Origin of the sequence: uncultured Acetobacteroides sp. (assembly GCF_963667355.2) — a bacterium.
Lineage (GTDB): Bacteria > Bacteroidota > Bacteroidia > Bacteroidales > ZOR0009 > Acetobacteroides.
In genome coordinates this window covers 1,524,278-1,549,937 of record NZ_OY763328.2, presented here as the reverse complement: position 1 = coordinate 1,549,937, position 25,660 = coordinate 1,524,278, and the positions used below count along the sequence as shown (strand labels likewise).

Here is a 25,660-nt window from a genome sequence, read left to right as displayed (position 1 = left end):
CTTGGGTGTAGATGCAAGCTGGCAGACACTACCAGATTGGAGTCTGCGATCCGAAGCTCACTCCTTTTTATCCTTCTTTTCCTCTTCTTTTCTGCTTTTTGCAATCGACTCTATTTCGCAAAATAATGGGTAAGTTTGCGGCGCCTTGCCTCGAACGCATGTCGCTAAATATTTATGAGCTATCGCTTATTAATCTTTTTCCTACCACTCTGTCTTCTAATGCATGTAGGCGCCTTCGGACAGCTGCACCTTAGGGGCACGGTTGTCGATGAGCACTCGCGTAGAAACATTGGGGGAGCCTTAGTTACCATCGAGCGCGCTACTGCGCTTACCGATACCCTAGGACATTTCGACATCCGTCTAAAAAGGCGTGGACGCTACATTGTTCAGCTGACGCATCTGTCGTACGAGGCTGCCACCTTCACGCTTCGCATTACAGGCGACACGACCGTAGTGCTCTCCCTACGTTCCAAGCCCTACAGCCTCTCCGAGGTTACGGTTTCGGGGGTGACCTCGGAGCGCAAAAGCGCTAACCTCACCATTAGCGCAATCGATATGCGGAAGAATATCCCCGTGCTTGGCGAGGGCAATATCGGCCTGGTGCTACAGCAAAAGCCTGGGGTGGCGCATGCCCAGGAGATAAACCCGGGGCTCTTCGTGCGGGGCTTCTCCAACTCGCAGAACAAGGTATTCCTTAACGGGTCGCCCATATTCAACTCTAACCATCTGCTGGGCATCTACCCCTCGGTAAACGCCAATGCGGTTGCCAAAACCCAGCTGCTGAGCGACGATGTGCATCCGCGCTACGGCGACTTCCTATCGTCGTGCTTGGTGATGGAGGGCAACAGCCAACTGGCCGATACCAGCGTGCTGGTGGCTGGGGTAGGGGTGCTTACCTCGCACATCTATAGTCGGGCACCCATCGTTAAGGGGAGGGTTTCGTACGAGCTGGCTGCCCGACGCTCCTACTTCGACCTTATCTCGCGCACCTACAACCAGCTCAACGGCTCCAAAAGCAGCAGCGCCGACAAGCTGCCCGACTATAGGCTCTACGACGTAAACGGGCTGGTAACCATTCAGCCAACCCACGCCGATAGGGTGGTGCTGTCGCTTTTTCATTCGGGCGATAAGCTTTCGCAGCAGCAATCCTACCTTGGCCTCGATGCCACTTGGGGGAATACCGCCGCCAACCTCTGCTGGGATCGAAACCTTTCTAAGGCCCTTAGCATCCGCACCAACGGGGGGTATAGCTGCTACAGCACTCGCACCTCCATCGTTAAGTCCGATGTAAGCCATGTCGCCAACTCTGTAGGTCGGCTTTACCTTTCGGTTGAGGGCACCGCCAAGGTTGGCGCCGCCGTACAGGTTGATGTGGGCCTCTTTGGCGGGCGTACCCGCACCTCCATCGATAACGACTCCCAGGAGATTAACGGCAACGAATCGGTGCTCAGCGAAAAAACTGGCCGATACGGCAGCGCAGGAGGCTACGTTGCTCTTAGCACTCCGTTGGGTCGCTACCTTCAGGTTAAGGCGGGGCTGCGGATGGAGGCCTATGCCGGTAATCGGCCCTACCTCTCGCCTCGGCTCTACCTGCAGTCGCCCATCACCTCTCAGGTAACCCTCTTCGCCTCGTACTCGCAGCGGCAGCAGTTCGACCACCTCTACGCGCCCATGGGTATCAACCTTCCCATCGATATGATCATCCCCAGCGACGACACGCTTAAGCCGCAGCAGTCGCGCCAGGTGGGGGCTGGTGCCGCCGTTAGGCTTGGCCGCTATACGCAGCTGCTGCTCTCGGCCTACTACTCCACGCTCGCCCACCAGGTCGATTTCGTGAACCCCGAGCCGCTCAACGAGGGTTTCTACTACACCGTAGGTCGGGGCGATGCCAAGGGCGTGGAGCTCTCGGCGTCGTACAAGACCGCGGCGCTGTCGGTCGAAGCCTCGTACTCGCTTGCCCAAACGCGCCGTCAGTTCAGCCAAATCAACGGCGGGCGCTGGTTTAGCCCCCCGTTCGACATCCGGCACAAGGCCGACCTCTTCGTCTACCTTCGCCTAACCCCACGGTGGAGCCTCTCCCTGTCGCAGTTCGTGCAGAGCGGCAACATCGTTACCGTGCCAACATCCATATACTACAACCAGGCCAAAAAGCAGCTGGTGCCCGTCTACACCTCGCGCTACAACCTGCGGCTGCCCCTGGCGCATCGGCTCGACGTGTCGGCGCAGTACACCGTGCGCCAATCGTTTGGCGAGCTGCGCCTCAGCCTCGGCATCTACAACCTGTACAACCAGGCCAACCCCTACTTCATCTACTTTAAACCCGAAAAGATGGACGACGAGCAAACCCGCTTCGTCACCAAGAAGCGCTCGCTGCTGCCCATGGTTCCATTCTTTATGATAGAGGTAACGCTATGAAATACGCCACCTTTTTAGCCGGGCTTCTGCTGCTGGCCAGCTGCAAGCTCAACGACGATGTCAACCTGGCGCTGCCCAGCCAGCAGCGCTACTACGTGGTGGAGGCCATCCTGCACCCCGGCCAGCCCATGGAACTCCTCTTTTCCGAGAGCAACCGCATGAGCGATGTCGCCAGCCTCAGCTTCGTCTGGTTTGCCGACGCCTGCTTTGCCATAGGCACCGACACCATTTCGCTCACCAACTACCTCTTCCTGCGCAAGGCCGATAGCGTTATGATCAACTACACCAGCCAGGTGCCGCTGCCCAACCTGCACAGCGGTAGCATCGCGCTTCGCCTGGTGAAAGACCGCGATACCCTTACCGCCACCACCCGCTTCGTGAAGCCCGTCGAGGTCGAAAGTTGCACCGTCAGCGGCCTCGATATTACCGCCACCCTCCGCAACAGCTACGATAGCCACGACCGCTTCTTTAGGGTCGAGGCCTTCCTCTACCAGTCTAGCAGCAAAAAGATACCCCGCTACACCCAACTCTACAACCTCGGCAGCGACACTAGCCCAGAGCTCGCCCTGCACATGCGGGTGGGCAACGTGCCGCGCGACTCGCTCCGGGTCGTCGTCTCCCACATCTCGCGCGAGCACTACGAGTACCTCTACTCCTGCAGCCGCGCCGTCGATGCCTACTTCGACCCCTTTGCCGTGCCCACCCCAATCAAGACAAACATCAGCGGCGGCCTCGGTATCTTTGCCGTGGTGCAGCAGCAGTCCTTCCTCCTCAAGAGCCGCTACCCCTAGCCCTCGGAGCCCCATCCTCTTCTTTTTAGCAGATGGCCTAGTGGTAGGCCTATTGTAGAAGTTGTTTATCTCCTCGTATGGCTACCAGCACCGAATAATCTTTATGAGAGCTTGCAAACGCACGGGTGTAACTTGTAAATGCACGTGAAGGATAGATAAACTCACGTGTATATATTTATAGCGCACGCAACAATATTTGATATATACGATTGTCTGTAGAATCTACGCGGTACATTTTAATATCTACACGATACGCTGTAAATACTACACGGTAATCTGCAAAAAATGCACGATAAGTAGGCGAATTTACACGGTACGCTGATAATTCTACACGAATATGCTTGAAAAATCAACGGGTAATTTCTACATTTAGGGGGTGAGAATTATAACCTTAACCGAAAGCTATGCTAGCATTTAGCCTCAAGCGCATCTTTGCCGCGCGCGGAATCGAAAAGCCATTCACCTACATGGTGAGGCGGGGCTTCTCCGACAACTTTGCCACCGCCATCATCAATGGGCGCAAGCACCAAGTAAACCTTCGCGAGGTAGAGCGCCTGTGCGAGCTGTTCCGGTGTACCCCCAACGACCTGCTGGAGTGGACCCCATCGGCCGAGCAGGCCATCCAGAAGGACCATCCCCTAAAGCCCCTCGAGCGGGTGGAGAAGGTGGCGCAGCTCAACCAGCTGATCAACACCGCCTCGATGGATAGGCTGGAGCAGATCGAGGCCATCGTTAAGCGCGAGCTGGCCGAGTAGGCGCTGGAGTAGCGAGCCTCCTTGGTAAAGTAGCCACTCCTAGCGAAGGGCTATTGACCTTTGCTGCGCCTAAAATCTAATGTCTAAAGTCTAGTATCTAAAATCCACCCCCTACCATCTACCGTATAATATCTTTCGTATCTTTGGCCAAATTTTGGTAAAATGGATTCAACTCGACAGCTCAAGATAGGACGGCTTCTCCAAAAGGATTTGGGCGAGCTCATTCAGCGACAAGGCCTACAGGCGTACGATGGCGCGATGGTTTCGGTTACGACCGTACGCGTATCGCCCGACCTCAGCTTCGCACGGGTGTACGTCAGCATATTCCCCTCGGCCAAGGCCAAGGAGGTAAAGGTAAAGCTCGACGCGCACGCCAAGATGCTCCGCTTCGAGCTAGGGCAGCGCGTTCGCCATCAGCTGCGCATCGTCCCCGAACTGGCATTCTATATCGACGACTCGCTCGACTACGTGGAGCGCATCGACAACCTTCTCAAGTAGATTATTCCTATAATTGGCCGAAAATATTCATGATTAAGTACGTCATTGCGCTAGCAACAAGGTTTATTCCCCGCCACCAGCTGCAAAAGGTTGCCCATACGTTTATGAAGGCAATCACGCCGTTCTACACCGGCACCAACTTCGAAGACCCGATCGATGGGCGCACCTACCGCAAGCTTCTTCCTTACGGGCGTATAACCCCACGGCAGAATGCGCTTGCGCCATACTCCATGTCGCTGGAGCGCCATCGCCTGCTATGGTTGTTCCTAAAGCAGAAAACCAGCTTCTTCAGCAAGCCAGCGAGGATGCTGCATGTTGCCCCCGAGTACTGCTTCATTCCCCTATTTAGGAGGCTGAAGCATATCGAGTACATCACCGGCGACCTCATCTCGCCCTGGGCCGATGTGAAGATGGACGTTCAGGACATCCCCTTCCCCGACGATTCGTTTGATATCATCATGTGCAACCACGTCCTGGAGCACGTCACCGACGATAGGAAGGCCATGTGCGAGTTTTTTCGGGTGATGAAGCCCGGCGGATGGGGCATCTTCGAGGTTCCTGTAGACTACAGCAACCCTAAAACGCTCGAAGATCCAGCCATCAATACGCCCGAGCTGCGCGAAAAGCACTACTGGCAGGACGATCATCTTCGCCTCTACGGCCGCGACTACGCCGATAAGCTCCGCTCGGTTGGCTTCGATGTCACCGAAGACAACCTGCTGATGGAGCTCGCTCCCGAGCAGCGTAAGCGCTACGCCCTTCCCCCACAGGAGATCGTGTACCTCTGCAAGAAACCACAATTGTAAAAAGCCTCAATAGAACTCGAAATGCAGCTGCCACTCTTTTTTGCCCGACGGTACCTCTTCTCCAAGAAGAAGCACACCTCCATCAACATCATGTCGATGATTAGCCTTGTGGGGGTTGCCGTAGGAGCAATGGCGCTGGTGGTTATTCTCTCGGTGTACAACGGATTCGACAGCTACGTTCGATCCCTCTACAGCACGTTCGATCCCGAGCTAAAGATCACCCCCGCCGAAGGTAAATTCTTCAAGTACGACGATGCCCTAAAGGCTAAACTGATGGCGGTCGACGGCGTTCAAACCGTTAGCCGCACGCTCGAAGAGAATGCCCTGGTGCGGTACGCCAACAAGCAGCAAATTATAACCGTAAAGGGGGTCGACGATAGCTACTCAAAGGTGGTGGGCATCGACTCCATGCTAGTTGGTGGAAACTTCATCCTAACGCAAGGCGATATCGATAAAGCCTCGGTAGGCGCCATGATTGCCCAGTCGTTGGGCATTGGCGTAAACTTCATGGATCCGCTCTTTATTTATCTCCCCAATCGGGATGCAACGGATATGCAGTCTCCAGATTCCTTCTCGGAGCGGTACGTTTTCCCCACATCCATCTTTCAGACGAATCTAGACTACGACATGAAGTACGTGATGGTGCCCATTCGTTTGCTGGATGCTGCGTACAACTTCACCAACGAAGCCTCGGCGCTGGAGGTGAAAGTAAAGCCTGGCGCTAATTTATCCGATGTTTACGGCAAGATGAAAGAGGCCTTGGGGAGTAAGTACGAGGTTAAGGACCGCTTCATGCAGAACGAGGTGCTTTTCCGAATCATGAAGTCGGAGAAGTGGATTATATACATGATTCTTTCGCTAATTCTCATCGTTGCCTCCTTTAATATAATAGGATCGCTCTCGATGCTGATGCTTGATAAGCAGGAGGATGTTTTTGTGCTTCGTTCGCTGGGCGCATCGTCGAAGTTGATCGAACGAATCTTTTTATTCGAGGGGTGGCTAATTTCCATTTTTGGCGCCAGCATAGGCGTTGTACTTGGATTAGGAGTAGCTCTTCTGCAGAAATACTATAAAATAGTAAAGCTATCTACCGAGGGAGCCTTTGTGCTTGATGCCTATCCCGTAAAAATTGAAGCTGTAGATTTGCTAGCTGTATTTATTACAGTTGTTCTTATTGGCTATTTTGCGGCTCGCTATCCAATATCTTCTTTAAAGAAGCAATTGGTGTAGTTTTTAGGGTTAAAGCTTGCTCAACTAAACATATTATTCCTGTGAATTAACAAATAATAGAGAAAAAATTTTGTAATAATGCTTTTAAAAGTTAAATTCGTGCAGGCAGTGAACAACTGTTTCCACGTTTAAGTATTAAGGGATAGCTCGTTAAGTATTAAATCTGTTTGTTGGAATGAGGAACTTCTACGTATTTGCTAGGATAGCGATGCTTTTCATCGCTAGTTTTGGTGTTTTGGGGGGATTAGCGCAGTCTCGTTATTGGGTCGGTGGTTCCGGAAACTGGTCGGATAGCCAACACTGGTCGTACACATCAGGCGGAAAGGGAGGTGCTGCTGTTCCAACTCAAGCAAACTTAGTTGTTGTTGATAGAAATTCTTTCAGATCCGAAGGGGTAATTAAGCTCGATCATGACATAAAGGTTGGAGGTCTTTTCTGGAATGAAGACGTTGCATTGTCTGGCTTTGAAGGTAATTACACCATTACGTCTGATGGAAATTTGATATTCGAGTCAACCCGCAGCTGGATGGGGACTTTTGTTCTATCCTCCTCTTCCGAGCGGTATGTTTCGTTTCCTTCTTCAACTATTGGTGCAAATCTCTTATTCGAATCCCAAGCAAATTATTATTTCTTGTCTGGTTTAACAACCAGCGGTACCCTAGAAGTCGAAGGAAATAATGTGAATTTCGGCAACCATAAGATAAAGGCTCAAACTCTTATTGCTCCAAATGGAGTGAAAAAGACTGCTTACAAAACAGGGTTTCTTAAGACAACAGAACCTTCTCAAAATAGTGTTTTTCAAGTTGATTTTGATTTAACTAACATATCTTGTTCAAGCAGTGTTGACGGAAGTATCAAGATTAATAAAGTTACTGCTGGAGTAAAGGATGTTACTTCAACAACAACTTTTCAATGGACAGATGCAGGAGGCAAGGTAATTCCAGGAACTACCTTGTTGTCAAATTTATCTGGTGGAAGCTACTTCTTAAAGATGACTAGTGGAATACTAAAGGATGTTAAGCGATTTGATATAAAGCCTCCAATTCCATTAACGTTTGATGATTTTTTAGTAACCAATGCTTCATGTAATGGAGGTAATGGAAATGTTAGTTTAAGTTTAATAGGAGGAACTGCTCCTTATAAATATGTATTAAACACGAATCCTCCTGTTCCTTTCGATGGGTCGTATTTGTCATTAGATATAGCGGTTGGAACGTATTCGTTATCTATTATTGATAGCCATTCTTGTCTCTATGATTATAGCAATGCCTCTGGTAAAAATGAAATTGTAATCAGCCAACCTGCTCCAATTGTACTAACAGCAACACATACCGATGTTAATGGTTGTTTTGGGAATAGCAATGGTACTATATCTATTGTAGCAACAGGAGGAACTGTCGATAGTCCGCTGGAGGGTTCGTATGATGGCAGCAAGTATGTTCTGTTACCTACAGATGGAAAAAACACTTTTGCATCTCTTCCTGCTGGAATCTATTCTAATGTAATAGTAAGACGCGTTAAGGATGTTAACTGTAAAAGCGTAGCTCCAGCACAAAAAATTGATCAACCTGTTAAACTATCAGCAACAGTTTCTACTGTTCCTGTTTCGGGTTGTAGTGCAACTCCTGATGGGCAGATTGTTATTACAGGTGCTTCTGGAGGCTCGGGGAAATATCAGTTCTCTAAGGATGGCGGAAGTACTTGGTTTAGTAATAGTGGCTCGGCGTCGTATACCTTTACGGGTGTAGATGTTGGTAATTATAAGGTGTGGGTCGAAGATTTAGATAATCCAGGATGTCGTATTCAGCTTAATGGAGGAAGTGACGTTGCTATTACTGCCAAGCCTGCGCTTACTGCAACAGTAACTTTTACCGATATTACTTGTAGCGGGGCAAATGATGGAGTAATCACCATAACCAACCCTCAAGGTGGCTCAGGAATTTATGACTATACAATTTCAGGAGCGGTAGGCTGGAAGGCTGGGGATAACTCCGGTACTGGGGGGCTCGTATCTAGTGCTCTCCCTCCTAAACCTGCACCTGGTTACACCATACAGATTAGAGATAATAAAAATCAAACTTGTGTTAAGGTTATCGGTAATGTTGTAATATCCGATCCTGCTCCATTGAACGCAAGCATTGTTACGGTTCCTGTAACAGGGTGTTATAATAGTAAGAACGGTAGCATAACTTTTTCGAATCCGACAGGGGGGAGAACTGTACCTCCAACAGTATACGAGTTTACAATAGATGGAACAACATGGTCTACCGCTGCCTCTTTCCCTAATCTTGATCCAGGATTAAAGACTCCGATTAAGATGCGAGATCAGGCACATAAGTCGTGCGAGAAGAGTTTTAGTAATCAAACGATTGTTGGACCTGCACAGATAAAATCAGGATTTACATCTACTAATGTTAAGGTTTGTGCTGATGCCGCTAATGGTAGTATTACCTTTGTTAATCCAACAGGAGGGTCTGGAAGCTATGAGTTTTCAATAGATGGCGGTCTTACCTATTCAACTCCAGTTGGAAATGTGTTTGTTGGTCTAGATAAGGGGGCTCGCTCTCTTTTTGTAAGAAATAAAGCAACACACGATTGTGCTGAGCATATAGGAGACGTAAACATTACAGCACCTCCAGTAATGAGTGCTATTGTAACAAGCACGCCATCGTGTTATGGTAAATCTACCGGATCCATTACGGTAAGCAATCCAACAGGAGGTTTATCTGGTACGTATAAGTATTCACGTGATAATGCGAACTGGTTTACAGGTACAGGTGGAGCCTCTGGGAAAGACTACACCTTTACTAATCTGCCTAAGGGGGATTATCCTATTTACATTCAGGATGCTGCGAACCCAACATGCATTAAACTGTTGAGTAGTCCTACAACCTCTGTAGGAGAAACAAATAATCTTACTGCTGACGTCAAGGCGAATCCTGCTACAGGTTGTGCTATAACTAACAATGGCTCCATTGTAATAACCAATCCAGCAGGTGCTGCAACTGGTCAGTACGAGTATAGGCTAAATTCCGACGCTTGGAGTTCATCTGGATCCTTCCCTAATCTTGCACCTGGAGATTATGATGTATTTATTAGGGAGAAGAACTCCGTTTGCGATATTTGGTTGGGTAAGAAAACTGTATCCCCACCATCTCTTTTAACCATTAATTCTATAGATAAGGTTGATCCATCTTGCTTTATAGAAGCGATACCTTCAGGATCTATTACTGTAAATGCATCGGGTGGCACGCCTGCATTAGCTTATACTATTAATACAGGTGAGTTGCCAAAAGGAACTTTGTTTGAGCATTTGAAGGCTGGCAAGTACACCGTTACAGTTACAGATGCGGCTGGTTGTTCTAAATCTTCTGATGTAGAGTTGCTTTCTGCGGCTCAAATTGTTCCAACAGTAACTCATGAGGATGTTAGTTGTGCAGGAAAGGGTAAAATAACCATTACGGCTCTTCCTGCTTCAGGTACGTATCAGTATTCCATTAAAGGAGGTGTTGCTGGAACTTTTTCCTCAAGTGGATCTTTCACGGGTCAAGATGCAGGTTCTTATACAGCTGTTGTTATGGACTCGAAAGGATGCTTATCAAGTAAGATTCCTGTAACCATAAAGGATGCTGTTGTTCTTGATGTGGCAGTTGTAAGTATTACACCCGTTAAGTGTAATGGGGAAAGTAGTGGAATTATCAATTTGAAGATTAATTCGGGAACTCCTAACTACTACTATAATATAGGTGCAGGAATTGTTCCATTAGTAGGAACTTCTATTACAGGGCTAAAAGCAAAGAATGGTTATTCACTTACCATTAGCGACGATGCAGGATGTAGTAAAGATTTAGGTTCGGTAGATGTTGGAGAGCCAGATCCTATTACTGCTACTATTGATAAGCAAGATGATACTGGGTGTTCTGGTAATCCAACAGGTTTTATTAAGATTGTCAATCCTAAAGGTGGTACACCTAGTCTTACTTATTCGTATACTGTTGTTCCATTATTCGGAAATAACCCTAACTTCCTTGGCTTAGCTAAGGGCGACTATCCTGTTGCAATTAAGGATGGAGCGGGCTGTATTCAACCATTGGGAACTGTAAAAATAGGAGATGCTAAATTGGACATCGATCTTGCAGCAACCGCCGTTACGAATGTTGCTTGTAATGGTGATAAAACAGGATCTATTACTGTTGCTGTAATCGGAGGTTCTGGGTCATATGGTTATTCTATAAGTAATGGAGCAACTCCTGTCGGAAATAAGTTTGATAAGCTTGGACAAGGAAATTATGACGTAACCGTAAAAGATAATAATACAGGATGTAGCGTAACTAAGAAGATTCCTGTAACAGAGCCGAGCGCTATTGTACCTCATATTCAGAAGTATGATATCACCTGTAAAGGATTGGGGAATGGTCGTATACTAGTTGCTCCTACAGGTGGTAAAAATACACCAAATCCTTATGTGATAACTCTGACACCTGCTGCAACGTTTGATTATGTTAAGGGCGAATTTAGTGGATTGGGGCCAAATGCAAATTATACGGTTACGGTAGAGGATAATAACGCATGTAAAAGCGTTACGAGTGGAATAGGTATTATTGAACCTTCACCTATTAGTATAACATCACAATTCTCTAAAAATCCTACTTGTAGTAGTAGTGGTATAATTAAAGTTGAAGCTGAAGGTGGAACACCTCCTTTAAAATACTCCTTAATAAAGGATGCTGCTGTTGTTACGTCTAACGACAATGGATCATTCTCTGTAGGTGCAGGCGATTATATTGTTGATGTTACCGATGCCAATAGCTGTGCAAAGGTTAGTACACCATCGATAAAGTTAACATCTCCATCTACTATCGTATTTAGCAATGTTATTGTCCCCAAGATTAACTGTAGTACAGAGAAAACATCACTAACTGTTACTGTTTCTGGTATCTCTGGGACTCCTACAGTTACTCTTGCTAAGGATGGTGTTGCAACAACAGCGCCCAGTGTTACTAAGATAGGGGCAAATTACGAGGTAAAAGCGGCTAACTTGTCGGGTGGTAAGTATACTGTTACCGTTACAGATAGCAACGACCCTACCTGTAAGCAATCTTTGGATATAGATATTATAGAACCAACGGCGCTAACGCTTGATACGCCAGTTATTAACCCTCCAACTTCGGGTAATAATGGAAGTATTTCGATTTTAGCACACAATGGAACGCCAAGTTATACATATACGATTACTCCTGGAACTTTGCCCTCAAATAGCACGGGTATCTTTAATGGTCTTGGTATAGATACCTATACCATTAAGGTTGTTGATGCTAATGGGTGTTCTATTAGCAGTAGTCCAATAGTTCTATCGAGTATAAGCGTTACTGCTGTTGGGGCTGATATCTCGTGTTTTGGAGCAAAAGATGGGAAGATCACCGTTAATATTACGGGCGGAGTCTCTCCTTTTACCATTAAGTTAACGCCTCCATCTCCAGCTGCTGTTCAAACATTTACTGCTGCAGCAAGTCCTTTTGTTATAGATAAGCAGGACAAGGGAACCTATCTTGTTGATGTTGCAGATAAGAATGGAACCTCTGTTGCAACAATGACAGTAACGATTAATGAGCCCAGTGCATTGGTTATTGCATTGCAAAATGCAACATCACGACTTTGCGCTGGAAGCAATACGGGTAAGATTGATGTAGTTATTACTGGAGGGAATACTCCATATGATATCACATGGGTCGGTGACAATGCTGGTGTTCCTACGACAGGAGGTAAACTTGTTGGGCAATCTATCACTGAATTATCTGCTGGTAAATATGTCGTAACGGTCAAGTCTGCAGGAGGTGGGTGTGCTACAACTGCCGAACATACGATTGTTGATAATCCTGCCATAACTTATACGGTTGATCCGAAGAATCCTATTTGTGGAAGTCCTACTTCTGGATCTATAGCGGTTACAGTTACGAGCACAAATAGTGCGGCCACATATTCATATGCTAAAGATGGTGTTACGTTCGATAATACTGATGGAAAGTTTACTGGATTGTCGCAGGGTGCCTATACCATAGCGGTAAACGATGGTTTAGGATGCCAATCAGCGAGTCAGAATGTTAATCTTACTTCACCAACGGCTATAAGTATTGCAGATGTAACCAAAACTGACACTAAATGTGCCATTGGAGGTACTGTTACAGTAAAAGCTGCAGGTGGTGGTGGCGATTTGACATATAAGTTGCTGAGATCGGGCAGTAAGGTGCTTGTTGCATCGAATACTAACTCGTTAGGCGAGTTTACCTTTGTTGACGTTCCTGCAGGGAAGTATTTAGTTGAGGTAACCGATGGTGGAACATGTCCTGCTAGTTGGCCAAACCCTATTACCATTGCAAATGGAGGTGGGGCAACAACAATTAAGGTGGTAACCTATACTGTCGACAATATTAAGTGCTTTGGCGATTTGGGTAAGGCAACAATAAAGGTTATGGGTGTTCAGGGAACGCTCAGCTGTGCCTTTGTGAATAAGACTACAGGGGTAACGCTTACCGAAGGTGTTGACTATACCTTTAAGGCAACACCTGGAGCCAATGCCGGAGATTACACCATAGAGGTTGGAGGATTTACAGCAGGCACTTATAACATGTTTATTAGCGATGATAATGCTTGTCCACAGAAATTCCCATTTGGAATTTCAGGTCCAACGAAGTTGAAGATTGATTCTGTAACAAAGCTGGATCCTTCATCAAATTCTTCTGCCGATGGATCCATCACCGTTGTTGCTTCGGGTGGTGTTAAACTCGGAGCCGCTCCTGGGTATTACACCTACTCCAAGGATGGTGTCGATTTCAGTAATACTACTGGAGTTTTCGATAAGTTGAATCCTGGTAAGTATATTATTACCGTAAAGGATAAGAACCACTGTATTGTTGCTACCGACGAAATTGAGTTGATAGCAAAGTCAAACCTCAATATTGACGACATTATTATTGGGAATCCCAAATGTCATAAAGAATTGAATGGTACTATTGACATTTACGCTTCGGGCGGTAGTGGCAAAATGATGTACTCAATTTATGGGGATAACAAAGACAAATACGGATATGACTCTCATTTCGAAGGTCTACCTGCTGGAAAGTATACGGTTTGTGTAAAGGATGAGGCTAATGTTGTTGCTACTCGAGAAGTCGATCTAGTTGATCCTGACCCTGTAGTTGTAACTCTAATTAAGACTCAAACGCCTTCTGCTAATGGCGCTACTGATGGTAGTATCGTAGTTAAAGCAACAGGAGGTTCCGGAAACTATGTTTACTCGTTGGTTGACGTCAACTCTGGAATGGAGATGTCGAATGTTACCACTGGTAGCGTAGAGGTAAACTTTAATAAGCTGCCAAGCGGTACCTACACCATCACGGCAACCGATGATAATGGTTGTTCGGGCACTGTTGGTCCGATTGTTCTCGAGGAACTCTCTCTATATGTCAACATAACTCATGTTAAGTGTGCTAACGAGAAGACGGGTAAGCTGGATGTCGATGTTAAGGGCGGTACTGAGCCGTTTAAGTTGACGTGGCAACCTGCGGGTGGTACCGTGAATGGTCCTTTTGATGTAACCGACAGAAAGTATAGTATTCCTGATTTGGATGCTGGCGATTACATTATATCGGTTACCGATGGTACTGGTACTACCGAGACTATGACGGCAACCATTAAGCCTGCGGTTACGCTTTTGGCTAGCGTAAAAGCAAAGCCTGAGACAATTTGTGCGGGTACAACCGATGGAAAGGTAGAACTCGACATCTCTGGTGGCAATCCAGGATATAAAATTACGTGGGTGGCTGATACCCCTAGTCCTGAAGGTGCAACGGGGACTGTTACTGGAACCACTATAAGTGGGCTATGGCCTTCGAAGTACCATATTACCATTACAGATGCTGATGGTGCTGGTTGTTCTTTGGTTCTTGATACCGAGGTAGAGAGTTATCCTGCTATAGTTATTGATAAGGTTGAGCCTACACAGCCAAAGTGTAATGGCGATCTAGGGGCAGTTAAAGTTACCGCCTCTGGTGGTGTTGGCGATTTGAAATACTCTGCAACTATTGACGGTGTTGTGGTTGAAAATACTACAGGCCTGTTTGATAAGATGAAACCAGGGTCGTATACCATAAATGTAACGGATACAAAGGGCTGTACTAATAAATCGGCTGTTGTAGAAATTGTAGAACCAAAGGCTATCGTCATTACGGTGGTCGAGGTTAAGGATGTTACCTGTACCTCTAAGGGTAAGATTACTGTTACTGCCGAGGGTGGTACTGGTAAGCTGACATTCTCTAATGGAACCGACACCAATGAAACTGGTATATTCGACAACTTGGATGCTAAAACCTATACCATAACCGTCACCGACGAGGCTTCCTGCTCCGCAAGCAAGGATGTTCCTGTCGTGTCAACCGCTGCGCTCAAGATTACGAACCTAGTGGTGGACGATGTTAAGTGTAACGGGAAATCAACGGGTAAGGTATCGTTCAATGTCGACGGCGCAACCTCTGGTTTGGTCGTTACCGTTAATGGTACTCCTGTTACGCCTGATGCTGCTGGCCTATACGTGGTAGATGGCTTGAAAGCAGGTGCTGTTACCATCAATGCCAAGGACGATTCGGGGTGTGATATTACGGAGCAGCCTACCATTGTAGAACCTACGGCAATAACAGCTGATATTATTGTCACTTCAGTGCCTAAAGATCCCGCCGATCCTTCTGGTTCTATCCAGGTTACCGTTCATGGTGGCTCGGGCGTGTACGATATTATCTGCATCAATCCAGATAATGGAATTAACATGACCATTACTGCTGGCGAAAATGTTGCTGCAATTTTCAATAAGCTTCCTCTTGGTAAGTACACCATTACAATTGACGACGGCAACAGCTGTCCGTATACTGGCGAAGTTGTTATTGCCAACTTAAGCATGACCGCCAAGGGTATTTCTGGTAGCTGTAAGGATCCAAAAGGCTCGATTGAGGTTTCCATTACCGATGGCGCAAAACCTTACACGGTAACCTATACCAAGAAGGGTGATGCCACGGTTATCGAAACAAAGACAGGAAACGAGAATCTGGTAACTTTTGCAGGCGTTGATGCAGGTGATTATACTGTTAAGGTTGCTGACAATAGCGGATTCGAGATTACGGGCGATGTTAATGTACCTACGTATACAGCGCCAGTTATAACCCAAAAGAGCACCTGTAACGTAAATAGCAGCTACTATGTACAAATAGAGGTGGCAAATGCGCCTGCCGATTATACGGTTTCCTGTACTAAGGATGATGGTACTGCCGCCGGAACGTTTGATAAGGCTACCATGTGCATTACGGGGCTTACTCCTAATAGCATTTACCATATTAAGTTAGTCGATAAAATTGGATGTGAGTCTAATGTGATAGATGTCGATCTCAAGGAACTTGCTGAGCTTAAGCTTAAGGCAATAACCCCAACAGATGTGAAGTGTAATGGACAGACAAATGGATCAATTGCGATAGAAGTAGAAGGAGGAACGGCGCCTTTGACTTACTTCCTGTACGATGCTGCCGATAAGGAACTCAAAAATAGTACGACGCCTCTATTTGAGGGGCTAGCCGCTGCTACTTATTCGGTTAAGGTAATCGATAACAACGGGTGTTTTATCAAGAATCCAGTTCCTGTAAGTCAGCCCACCGATATGGTATTTACTCTTGATGACGCTAAGAGCAAAATCAAACTCTGGTGCGCCACTAAGACAGAAGGTGCGCTCGCCTTTAATGTAGCCGACGCAGTTCCTGGATATACCGTCAGCCTAAAGTTGGGCGATAAGCAGATTGGCGAACCTAAAACTTTGGATGCACCTGGTGCAGGCATATACGAAAACCTTGCAGTAGGAGCATATCAGCTGGTTGCTATTGATAATAATGGTTGTCCCAAAACATTGGACCCAAAAATAGATGGTAATCATATTATTGCCGACTACGATTTGAAAAATTCGGAGTGTCGTAGATTCGTAAATCCTGAGGATATTAAAACATCAGGAGGTGTATTTACCCTGAAGGGGCTGAGTGGTAGTTTTGGCGATAATGTAACCTATCATTTTAAGAAGGGACTTAACTTGCGAGAGCAACCTGTCGAGCCTGCATCTGGATTTGATCCAAGTGATCTTTACTACAAGTTTACGCAGGGTGTTCCTTGTACAATTTCGCAGCTGCAAGGGCTAAAATACTCTATTCTTGCGAAGGTGGTTGACCCAGTAAATGGTACTTGCGACGAGGAGTTCCCATTCGAGTTAGGTGTTAATCCGGAGAATGACTTCTTTGCCATTGCAGATCCCGATAAATCGTTCTGTATAAACTCTTCTGTCGACTTTACGGCTCGTATTGATGGCAAAGTTGACCAAAGTAAGTATGAATACGAGAATGGGACGATTAAAGTGGACAACAATTTTAATCCAATACCCAAAAGGTATACTGTAGAGTGGACAAATATCGAGGGGTCTAGCATTTCTACCGAATACGCTGATGGTGTAATTACTAGTTTGACAAAAACGGATAAGCTTACCCCAGAAAAGATAACATCGAAGGTTCCTTATACGCTTGTTAAACCTTACATCTTTAAGGTAACGACGAGCAATAACAAGTGCTACGATGTTGACACCGCTAAGGTGTTAGTTTACCCGTTCTCAAGTCCATACATTTCAGGACCACTGGTTAAGGAGGTTGATGGGGTTGGATACTTTATGCGAATGCCGCTGGGGGCAACCCAAAACCTGCAGCTTAAGTATAAGGTAGAAGGTTTCTCGCCAAAGCTTGTGTGGAATCCTATGGAAGCCGAATGGTTGAATGTTGATGCCGATGATAATACCAAGATATCCATTAACGATAAGTTTGGTGAGGCCGCAAGCCTTCTTGCAACGGTGACGTACAAGATTAGCGATACCGAAACATGCCAGGAGTATGCTGGCTTTAAGATCATGCCGTTAAGTGGAATTAATCCTCCAAATGCCTTTACTCCAAATGGTGATGGTTACAATGACACCTGGAGGGTGATATATGACGAGGAAATGGTAAACTATCCGAACATTGAAGTTGAGATATACAACCGATGGGGTGCTATGGTATACCATTCTAAACCATACAAGAACGATTGGAATGGTAGACACAGCGGAAAAGACCTGCCGGTGGGTACTTACTACTACGTTATTAAGCTGCATAGAGGAAAACTTCCTAATATTAGCGGTGCAGTTTCCATTATACGCTAATTAATGCCGATATGATTATGAGAAGAATAACTTACATACTTTGTACGGCTGTTTCGTTGCTTGTTAGCATTGATGGTGTAAAGGCGCAGCAGGATGCTCAGCTGTCGCAGTACATGTGGAACCCATATATCCTAAACCCGGCCGTTGCCGGAACGTTGGGGAACTATCAGGTGAGGTTTAATAGCCGCTTTCAGTGGGCGGGTATTGCCGATGCGCCACAAACCTACCAAATATGCGCCTACGGACCAGATGTACGCCGGCGTATGGGCTGGGGCGCTCAGCTGTATAGCGATATTGTGGGCCCCATAAGCACAACAGGCTTCCTCGCTTCGTACGGCTATAACGTTCAGCTTAACGAGATGTTCTCGCTATCGGGTGGTCTTTCGTTAGGTGGTCTGCAGTATAAGGTTGATGGCACTAAGCTTGATGCCGGCGACTTGCAGTATCACCCCGAACTTCTCGATTTGTGGGAAAATGACCCCTCGCTGCTAAAGTCTTCCATAAGTGCCTTCGCCCCAGATGCCAATTTGGGTGTATATCTTTATGCAACCAACATGCATTTCGGCCTTTCGGTGCAGCACCTTTTTGGAAGCAAGCTTAACTTTAACAACGAAACGATCGGCATTAACCGACTTCGTCAGAATATTTACATTACGGGAGGATATATCTTCCCCATCAACCGGGAGTTCTCGCTGGAGCCAACCCTGCTGGCAAAGTTTATGAATGGAGCGCCATTTGTTCCCGAAGTAAACTGCAAGGCGAAGTATCGTATAGAGTACAGGCGCGTGGAAAGCGAGCTATGGGGGGGCATATCGTTCAGGTATGGCGATGCTGCAGCCTTGATGTTTGGCATCGTTTACGAGAAAAAGTACCTATTTGGCTACTCGTTCGACTGGTCATACACCCAGCTGGGGCGCTACTCCAACGGAACGCATGAGGTAATGATCGGTGTTCTCTTTGACAAGATCAAGTAGACTCCTTACAATACAGAAATCAGGCCGCCCTTGGGCGGCCTGATTTGTTATATGGCTATATAACGTTTTTGGTGGGGATGCCCTACTTCGGACTCGCTATTCAACCGCAGTGTGGTTGAGATTATGTGAAACCTATTTCCCTGCATTGCAGGTGGTGCTAATAGAATTCAATTCCTGTAAGATTGCAGATTAGCAAACACCATGCGATAATGCTTAGGATTAGTAGAATCTAGCTGTCAATCACAACGATCTGAAGCCCGCAAGGGCTTTAATTTTAATGGCCCCGAGTGAAACTCGGGGTATTTGTTCGGAAGAGGTAAACAACCCCGACGAGCATAGCCGTAAAACTAAGGAGGCTTAGTGCTCTAGCAATAGTGCATGATTGAAACTGGTTATCCCCTCCTTGGAGGGGGCAGGGGGTGGGTTTGTTCGTTAAAATCAACATTTCTCGTTTCACTCGCGTTCTTAACCCACCCCTACCTCCCGCTTAAGCGGGAGGATAATGTGCTACTATTGTGCGTTTATTCTTTTGAATTCAGGCTTAACTTGATGGCTATGCCCAAAAGGGTGAATGTATTCACGAGTAAGCTGTCAAACCCTCCTATACTACCCACCCTATTAGTTATAGAACCTTGTTATATAACCCAAATGTCGAACTTTACCTCTATGCAATTAGAAGAATACTACACTTCTAGTCCGCATGGTAAATGTAGTCTCATCGAATTGCAGTTTCTATTACACAATTTTCGTCTCTTTTTTCGGCTTAAATGGTTGAATATTTGTGTTGTATTACATTGATTTTGCTTTTACAAGTTGAATAAAACGATTATTGGAAGAATGACCAACCAACGGCGGACAGGTGCACTAGTGCAGGATCGCTTTCTTCCGTAAATACCATGGCGAAGCCATACCAGACTGGCACGAATCCCTGTTTGAGCGAGGTCGCCTCCACATCGTTCCTCAATGCCGTAACGGTCTTAGGGCTATTGGTTTATTTGAGGTAGATTCATTTCTCCGCGACCGAGCGAGTTAATTCGTGCCAAGGGTTTTTGGTTCTTTTTGCCCTACAAAAAGAACAGATAAGGAGATTAAATTCTCTTTATACGCCCAAATGCTGAACTTGTACCTTTCAAAGCGAAATCGCTATAAGGCTATTCAATCCCTAGCGCATGCTTTCCACCTCCTCTATCGTAATGGGTACATGCTTACCAAGGCGGCGCGCACCTTCTGGTGTAATTAGGTAGTCCTCCTCGTTGCGTAGCCCACCGAAGTTTCGGTATTCCTCCACCTTATCGTAGTTGATGAACTCTGCAAAGCGCTTTTCTGCCTTCCACATATCTATTAGCTCGGGAATAAAGTAGATTCCAGGTTCGATGGTAAGAACAAATCCAGGCTCAAGTTTACGGGCAAGCCTTAACGACTTCAATCCGAATAGCGTGCTCTTTGGTTGTCCATCGTAGCCCACCCAAACCTCTCCAAGGTTTTCCATATCGTGCACATCGAGGCCCATCATGTGGCCCAATCCGCACTGGAAGAACAGCGCATGAGCACCAGCATTGGCTGCTTCGGCTGCATCGCCGCGCATTAACCCGAGATTCTTCATCCCATCAACAATGGTGCGGGCCGCAAGAAGGTGGATTTCCTTAAAAGGAACGCCTGGTTTAAGCGCTGCTACCGCATTCTGGTGTGCCGCTAGCGCAATTCGGTAGATATCCTTCTGTCGTTCTGTAAATCGCCTGCTAACGGGTATCGTTGACGAAAGATCTCCGGCATAGTGCATCCTATTTTCGGCACCTGCATCCAGCAAAAGCATATCCCCTTCCTTGAGAACATTCCCGTGGTAGTGGTTATGGAGCGTTTGACCGTTGATAGTGGCAATTACAGGAAACGAAATGTTCCCTTCGCTGGCCAGTGCGATTTGTGTAACGGCAGCAGCAACATCTGCTTCCTTCATACCGGGGCGAATCATCCGCATAGCCTCAATATGCATATCCGCGGTAATCGCTACGGACTCCTCTATTTGGATGATTTCCTCCTCAGTTTTGTAGCTGCGCTGGTCTACAACCGCTTTAATAAAGTCAACCGAAGCCGCTTCGGTTTGCATTTTGGGGGTTATACCGAGCAACTCCATCAGCTTAACCTGATGTTCTGCCCTGTAAGGTGGTAGAAAGTGAATCTTTCGTCCGCTTTCCATCGCCCTGGTTAGAATTTCATACAACCGCGCGGTTGGTTCCGTGCGGTTTACCCCAACTAGTAAGCTCTTTTCGCGTACGGTGGGCTGAGATCCCATCCATACGATATGGTCGATGGTTAGCTCATCGCCAAAGATAATCTCCTCGTCGTTGTCGATGTCGATTATGGCAGAAAGTCCTGCATAGTCCGAGCCAAAGAAGTAGAGAAACGTTGAATCTTGGCGGAAATGGTAGGTGTTGTCGGCATAGTTCATGCCGTAGTCATCGTTGCCCAAGAAAAGAAGTATTCCCGATGCAACATCCTTCTGCAGGCGCCTGCGCCTGTCGATGTAAGTTTTAGGTGAAAACATGATGGTATAGGTTTACAGGTAAGTAATTCGGCGCGATGCGTAGCGCATAAAGGGGTGAAGGGCTAGTGCGCTAACAAATCAAGCACTCAAAAAGCCCCTTGTACGAGGCATTGTACCTAAGAAAAAAACGATTGTATAGAATCATTTCGTAAAGCTTAGATTTCAAATATAGAATTATTACGAACACGTGGTAATCGCTTGAGAAACTATTTTATTAATCTAAAATTTCTCGATTAGCGAATAAGCGTATTGCCATTTTACTCTTAACAAATCATTAACGCAATAATATCCAGCACAGGGCGTTATGCTATAAATTATATACCTATGCTTCGGAAAAATATTGGTGCAACAGCTCTGCTTACCTTAGGTCCTTTTTCGCTTTTTGCCCAGGAAGGAATCGTTGATACGCTTAAAAATCGGCCTCATATCCTTAAGCAGGATAAGATCGTAAAATCATCCACCACGATTAACTTTCCCAAACGGTTGGATGTTGAAGTTATAGGATCTTCCTACGGTGCTATCCGCAGGCGACCTCGCTACGGCACCTACTACTTCGACTATAAGTTTGATATCCCGCTCGACTACGTCAAACCCAAAAAAGATAGCGCAATTATGGCCGGATTTATCGTTCCCGATACCCTTCAGGATCCCGTAACTAGACTAGAGATATATGGTAGAAAAAAGCGCTATAAGAATACCCCCGCTGAAGATTTTATTGAGAGGAATATTGTTCCACATGTCCTAAGCTACGATCAGCTGATTTACGTACAAATGCGAAATCCTGTCAAAGTTCCAGAGTATAGAAAACCTTTATCCCAGGTATACCTAGTTCAAAAAACAAGACAAGAGCAAATTGAGGATAGCATCGCGTATGCTAGAAGAAAAAGGGCGAAAAACATGTAGAATTATGTACTTGGATTTGCAATTATCCTTCGTTCTACAAGGCTATAGCTGCTACGTAGTACCTTTGCCTTTCAAACTTTGTCCGTTGGACATTCCGACTTGTAGCATAACCGTTGCAAGCCGCATATTTTCCTCGTAGAGGATATATGGATTCCACATTTTATTACTTTATCAAGCTTTAAAAGTCGCCGATAAGATAAAGAATCGTAGCAATAGCATTCTTAAAAGTAAGTTTCGAAACGCGATCTTCACATCACTATCTCTATGAATTGACATTTCGGGATAGACACGCCTTGCATGCATTTTCTTGTATGTAAAACAAATTGATTAAGAGGGGAATACTATTATTATAACCAAACTAAGTTCGAATTCAAAATGATGAACGCATAATAGCAGCACGTTATCCCCTCCACAGGAGGGGTAGGGGTGGGTTAAAGCAGTAACCAAAACTTACTCTTCGCCTAGCCGGAGGATTACCAACTTTAATCATGCTCAAATGATTGTTTTCTGCACCTACAACCTCTCGATCTCAACCATTACCATCGAAATCTCCTTAGGGTTTACGTATACGGTAAGCACACATGCTTTAAATCCAATTTTCTCCACCACAATCCTGTAGGTCCCCGACTTTATATCCCGAATATTTATCTCGCCATTGCTGTTGCTCAACTTATCGTACACCAGCATCTCCTGTTGTGCCGTTTGGGTATTCAGCGATTTTACCGAAGCATTTTTTCTAACCTTTACGACCCTTGTGGAGTACAACTTTATCGAAGCATTAGCAAGCGGTAGCCCCTCGTACAACACCGTTCCGCTTATGCTAGATTGCTGTTTCTTCGATGTAAACAGCTTTACGTCAAAATAGTCGTGGAAAAGTTTAGGCATTAGCAGCTTGTTTACCTCAATTTTTCGGTTAAGTTGCTTCAGCCGAGCCTGTATCCCCATCTCCATCTCGCTTTTTTGTGCACGTATCTCCGCGTAGGTAAAGTTCGTAGCCGAAAGCTCCCTGCGGATGCTCGATATTCTTGCAAGAGCTACATCTAGCATGTCTATACGATCTTCCGTATAGCCGTACCCTAGCAGCGTCGTTCGCTGCTTTTGCAGATCAGCGTTAATAATCTCGGACTCCTCCAGCAGCTTCGCATCTTTTAGCCGGTTTAGCCTAGTTTTTATCCGTAAACTTTTCTGATTTGCCTCATCTTCCAACTTTATGGAGTGCAGCATTAGGTTTCCCTCAAACGCAAGCGTTCCCAGCTGGTCCATGTACGCCTTGTTTGCTCTTCTTTTCTCCTCAAGCTCTTTCCTAATCTGCGCAATTCTCATATTTATCGCCGCTCTACGGTCGATATCTTTAAGAATATTCTCGGCGATAAGCGTCGTATCTGCAAGCTTTGCTGCTTCTGCCGAGTTAATAACAATGCTACACTTGGTTTCAATTCCATTTTTGGTGGTTTCCTGTAGTGGCTTCATGTTTCTTTTCATTAGTAGACTCAATTTACGAACAGGGTCGCTCAGAATTCAAGTAAATTCATTCATTTTTATGCTATTTTAAAAAATAAATCTTCGAGCCATCTCAAAACATGCGAGCAACATTAAGCTTCCATTCAAAAAGCTACCAGATTATGCCTTCAACAAGCAATTTCGCCCAACTTATTTGACAGAACCTATTGCTTTGTTGTAGGTATCCAATACTTGCAACCTCAAAACCCATTTATTGTAATCCCCGAATTGGGCAATGTAGCAGTTGGAATCACACATTGTAATTATCGAACTAGCCAATGTAATCGTTGAAATCATGCGATGTAATTATCGAATCGATAATTGTAATCGATGGAACACTCAATTGTAATTGCAGAAATAGCCAATGTAATCATTGGAGCTATCTAATGTAACCATTGGAATTACCCGTTGTAATTATAGGAATTATACATTGTAATGGCAGAAAAACTATGGATTTTGCTTTGTCGATTATATGCTGATGATAAAACGATTATTGGATTAACGACTTACCAATGGCGAACAAAATTGTTTCTTTTGGGCCTTCAAAAAGAAAGGGAAAAATAGAGGCCTCTCCAAACTAACAGCAGCGACTATCTTAATTGAAATGTGAAATGTTCATTGGGTTGTTTTTTTATAGCAAGATTTCTACATAACCTATATCCCTCGTAACCTTAATCCTCCGCATTTCCTACATTTTCTTCCATCTCATAGGCGTTTCTGTTGGCATTATCGCTCAATGCGCTATCCTCCAATACCGATTCCCTTCATTTTATCCTCATATTGTCGCCTTAACTGACCAACTGCTGCCTTTAAACCCGAAAAGTAAGCGGCATCAACAAATTTTGTACATTTGTTCCAAAGCATTTTACATTAATGGTAACACAAGAACAGCTAAAGGATATTGTAAGGCGCGAGCAAGCGCTGAGGAGGCATCTTTGACATCGAAAATCGCTTAATACGGCTCGAAGAGGAGGAGGAAAAATCGCACGATCCCAACTTCTGGGACGATCCTAAAAAGGCCGAAGAGCAGCTTAAGAAGATTGCAGAGATAAAAAGCTGGATAACCTCGTACAACGAGGTCAAGAAATCGATAGAAGACCTTCAGGTTATCTTCGATTTTGCCAAAGAAGGCGAAGCAACCGAGGAGGATGTTAACGAGCAGCATCGGCAAACCCTCGATTTAGTCGAAGATTTGGAGATGCGCAACATGCTTCGCAACGAGGAGGATAAGCTTGGCGCCATAATGAAGATCAATTCCGGCGCAGGTGGAACCGAAAGTCTCGATTGGGCGCAGATGCTCATGCGCATGTACGTCCGTTGGGGCGAACGAAACAGCATGCAGGTTCACATTATCGACATACAAGATGGCGAGGAAGCAGGAATTAAAAGCGTAACGCTCGAGTTTACCGGTACATTTGCCTATGGATTCCTGAAAAGCGAGAACGGCGTGCATCGTTTAGTCCGAATTTCGCCCTTTAATGCGCAGGGCAAGCGCCAAACCACCTTTGCCTCCGTATTTGTATCGCCCGCAATCGACGATACCATCGAAATCAACATCAATCCTGCCGACTTGGAGTGGGATACCTACCGTTCGAGCGGTGCAGGTGGGCAAAATGTAAATAAGGTTGAAACGGGGGTTCGTGTGCGCCACATTCCTACCGGAATTGTGGTGGAGAATACCGAGAGCCGCTCGCAGTTTCAGAATAAGGAGAACGCCATGCGTATCCTAAAGTCGCACCTTTACGAACTGGAGCTCCGTAAGCGCATGGAAGTTCAGGCTGAAATCGAGGGAAAGAAGAAAAAGATCGAGTGGGGTTCACAAATTCGCAGCTACGTTCTTCATCCCTACAAGATGGTGAAGGATTTGCGTACCGATCACGAGACCTCGAACGTAAATGCCGTGCTCGATGGCGACATTAACGAGTTCACAAAGGCATACCTTATGCAGTTTGGCGCCGAAGAATAATCATCAACTTACGAGGC

The 25,660-nt window shown here is 46.0% G+C and carries 13 protein-coding genes; 11 read left to right on the top strand and 2 right to left on the bottom strand.

The window, feature by feature from the left end:
• Positions 1 to 174: 174 nt before the first annotated feature.
• The 8 genes from ACHZA1_RS06370 to ACHZA1_RS06335 all read left to right on the top strand — a co-directional run bounded on the left by ACHZA1_RS06370 (position 175) and on the right by ACHZA1_RS06335 (position 18,732).
• Positions 175 to 2,415, top strand: coding sequence for a TonB-dependent receptor (locus tag ACHZA1_RS06370; protein WP_320054394.1), 2,241 nt, complete (start codon positions 175 to 177; stop codon positions 2,413 to 2,415).
• Positions 2,412 to 3,206, top strand: a complete 795-nt coding sequence (locus ACHZA1_RS06365; protein ID WP_320054393.1) for a DUF4249 family protein — start codon at positions 2,412 to 2,414, stop codon at positions 3,204 to 3,206. The genes ACHZA1_RS06370 and ACHZA1_RS06365 overlap by 4 nt, the downstream gene beginning before the upstream one ends.
• Positions 3,207 to 3,610: 404 nt before the next feature.
• Positions 3,611 to 3,961 (top strand): helix-turn-helix transcriptional regulator, encoded by a 351-nt coding sequence (locus tag ACHZA1_RS06360; protein WP_320054392.1) that lies wholly within the window; start codon positions 3,611 to 3,613, stop codon positions 3,959 to 3,961.
• A gap of 162 nt (positions 3,962 to 4,123) precedes the next feature.
• Positions 4,124 to 4,459 carry a 30S ribosome-binding factor RbfA gene (gene rbfA, locus ACHZA1_RS06355; RefSeq protein ID WP_320054391.1) on the top strand — a complete coding sequence of 112 codons (336 nt, stop codon included), beginning with the start codon at positions 4,124 to 4,126 and terminating at the stop codon, positions 4,457 to 4,459.
• A gap of 29 nt (positions 4,460 to 4,488) precedes the next feature.
• On the top strand, positions 4,489 to 5,265 hold the full coding sequence (locus tag ACHZA1_RS06350) for a class I SAM-dependent methyltransferase (protein WP_320054390.1): 777 nt from the start codon (positions 4,489 to 4,491) through the stop codon (positions 5,263 to 5,265).
• A gap of 21 nt (positions 5,266 to 5,286) precedes the next feature.
• Positions 5,287 to 6,495 carry an ABC transporter permease gene (locus ACHZA1_RS06345; RefSeq protein WP_320054389.1) on the top strand — a complete coding sequence of 403 codons (1,209 nt, stop codon included), beginning with the start codon at positions 5,287 to 5,289 and terminating at the stop codon, positions 6,493 to 6,495.
• A gap of 175 nt (positions 6,496 to 6,670) precedes the next feature.
• The gene (locus tag ACHZA1_RS06340) at positions 6,671 to 17,758 is read left to right on the top strand and encodes a gliding motility-associated C-terminal domain-containing protein (protein WP_320054388.1); all 11,088 of its coding nucleotides are present in this window, start codon (positions 6,671 to 6,673) and stop codon (positions 17,756 to 17,758) included.
• 17 nt (positions 17,759 to 17,775) lie between these two features.
• A complete protein-coding gene (locus ACHZA1_RS06335; protein ID WP_320054387.1) occupies positions 17,776 to 18,732 on the top strand; it encodes a type IX secretion system membrane protein PorP/SprF in 957 nt (318 codons plus the stop codon).
• Positions 18,733 to 19,894: 1,162 nt separating this feature from the next.
• On the opposite strand, the gene ACHZA1_RS06330 is transcribed toward ACHZA1_RS06335, so the two are convergent.
• Entirely contained in the window at positions 19,895 to 21,274 is a 1,380-nt protein-coding gene (locus tag ACHZA1_RS06330) for a Xaa-Pro aminopeptidase (protein ID WP_320054386.1), read from the bottom strand.
• A gap of 324 nt (positions 21,275 to 21,598) precedes the next feature.
• On the opposite strand from ACHZA1_RS06330, the gene ACHZA1_RS06325 reads away from it, so the two are divergent.
• Positions 21,599 to 22,177, top strand: coding sequence for a hypothetical protein (locus ACHZA1_RS06325; RefSeq protein ID WP_320054385.1), 579 nt, complete (start codon positions 21,599 to 21,601; stop codon positions 22,175 to 22,177).
• Between the two features lie 513 nt (positions 22,178 to 22,690).
• Here the strand turns inward: ACHZA1_RS06325 and ACHZA1_RS06320 are convergent.
• Positions 22,691 to 23,659, bottom strand: a complete 969-nt coding sequence (locus tag ACHZA1_RS06320) for a hypothetical protein (protein WP_320054384.1) — start codon at positions 23,657 to 23,659, stop codon at positions 22,691 to 22,693.
• A 453-nt stretch (positions 23,660 to 24,112) separates the two neighbouring features.
• Between ACHZA1_RS06320 and ACHZA1_RS06315 the strand changes: the two genes are divergently transcribed.
• The gene (locus tag ACHZA1_RS06315; RefSeq protein WP_321426999.1) at positions 24,113 to 24,241 is read left to right on the top strand and encodes a hypothetical protein; all 129 of its coding nucleotides are present in this window, start codon (positions 24,113 to 24,115) and stop codon (positions 24,239 to 24,241) included.
• 309 nt (positions 24,242 to 24,550) lie between these two features.
• A protein-coding gene (gene prfB, locus ACHZA1_RS06310; RefSeq protein ID WP_320054383.1) for a peptide chain release factor 2 occupies positions 24,551 to 25,643 on the top strand; the annotation gives its coding sequence in 2 pieces (ribosomal slippage) (positions 24,551 to 24,613 and positions 24,615 to 25,643; 1,092 coding nt in all).
• Positions 25,644 to 25,660: the final 17 nt, after the last annotated feature.